Source organism: Janthinobacterium sp. FT14W, from assembly GCF_009208755.1.
In the GTDB taxonomy this organism is placed as follows: Bacteria; Pseudomonadota; Gammaproteobacteria; order Burkholderiales; family Burkholderiaceae_D; genus Janthinobacterium; species Janthinobacterium violaceinigrum.
Window position 1 is genome coordinate 1 of record NZ_WFLL01000135.1, and the last position, 509, is coordinate 509.

1 protein-coding gene is annotated in these 509 nt (G+C 72.1%); it reads right to left on the bottom strand.

Annotated elements, in window-relative coordinates; translation table 11 throughout:
* Nucleotides 1-130: 130 nt before the first annotated feature.
* Nucleotides 131-509, bottom strand: a 379-nt coding sequence (locus GCN74_RS28320; RefSeq protein ID WP_152259711.1) for a hypothetical protein, incomplete at its 5' end; no start/stop codon positions are given.

Here is a 509-nt window from a genome sequence, read left to right on the forward strand (position 1 = left end):
CGCTGCTGCCAGGCCCACGCCCAGGCGGCCATGCCCAGCACGAGCAGGGCCACGGCCAGGCAGGCGGGCGCGCCCAAGCGCCGCAGCAGCAGTTGCGCGCGCAGGCGCAGCAGCGCGAGGTCGGTGGCCATCATGGCGCGCCCCAGTGCGCTTCGAGCTGGAAGCGCAAGGGCTTGTTCGGATCGAGCGCGTTGATTTCATGGCGCAGCAGCTGCACCCTGGCGCCAAACAGCTCCTGCTGCTTCAGTTGCGCGATGTAGGCCACCATGGCGTCGCTGCCGGTCGTCTCGGCCGTGATCTTCAGCACGCGCTTGCGCGCATCCGGCTCCAGCGCCAGCAGCGCAATACCGGGCGGCGTGGCGCTGGCCAGCGCATCCTGCACGTCGCGCCACGGCAGGTTCAATTGCAGAATGGCCGTATTCACGGCCGCCGCCTGCGCCGGCGCGATGGGCGCTTGCGGTGCCGGCGCCGGCCCCTGCGCGGCGGCCAGCACGCGCTGCTGCGCCATC